Annotated in this window: 1 protein-coding gene; it reads left to right on the top strand. The window is 52.1% G+C overall.

Features of this window, described 5'->3' with window-relative positions; translation table 11 throughout:
- Positions 1-4 precede the first annotated feature (4 nt).
- Positions 5-466 carry a hypothetical protein gene (locus H1B37_RS14295; RefSeq protein ID WP_182867347.1) on the top strand — a complete coding sequence of 154 codons (462 nt, stop codon included), beginning with the start codon at positions 5-7 and terminating at the stop codon, positions 464-466.
- The last annotated feature ends 271 nt before the right edge of the window (positions 467-737 follow it).

Genomic DNA, 737 nt, shown 5'->3' with positions numbered 1-737 from the left:
CCCAATGAAGAAAATCGTTCAAGAGATAAGCGATGCCATATTGCACGGGATGTTCTCCAATGTCGAAAACATCACACGAGCACTACGATTGGTTGAAAAGTGGCGTATTCCGGAATCTAACAGCGACTACGAGTGGATTTCGTTCGATTGGATTCCTCCAGTAATTTCAGTCAACATTCTGTTGGAAGACGGAATTTTCACACGAGCAGAGTTTATTGTCGCTCGCGAGGGACATGCTGATATTCTGGCATCGATGCGCCATTGGGAGGCTGAAGCCAGGGACATCTTTGGGGAGCCCGCCTTCCAGGGCGACTGGAGAAACGACGATTTCCCTGACGACGAAGAGGCTCTTTATCTTACCGAATGGAACCCATCTGATTCCACAGAGGTAGTCCTTATGCACCGAAAAGACGACTCAGAAACGCCAGCGGAAGTGGTTGTCGTTGTAAAAAAACTATCAGAGTAAGACGCATCAAAGGGGTCACGCAGACGCATCAAAGGGGTCAGGCCCGAATGGCACGGGCTTAAGCCTAAGCTGCTGGACGAAACAAGGACGAAACAAAGGGGTCAGGCCTCTTTGTTGAGCCATCGGTGAGGGTTAGGATGGGGGCCTCTTCAAATCGGGAGGACCAGACCATGCCACGAGCGCCTCGGGCGGATGAAGCGGGCGGACTGTACCATGCTCTCAACCGCGGCAATCTCCGCGCGGAGATCTTCCACAAAGACGCCGACTATGT

Source organism: Stieleria mannarensis (assembly GCF_014154935.1).
Classification (GTDB): Bacteria; Planctomycetota; Planctomycetia; order Pirellulales; family Pirellulaceae; genus Stieleria; species Stieleria mannarensis.
The sequence above is the reverse complement of the archived record's forward strand: the minus strand, read 5'-3'. Positions and strand labels throughout refer to the sequence as shown.

What these genes read in the sequence shown, in the direction of transcription:
- H1B37_RS14295 (WP_182867347.1), top strand. Translation starts at nt 5, where the DNA reads ATGAAGAAAATCGTTCAAGAGATAAGCGATGCCATATTGCACGGGATG.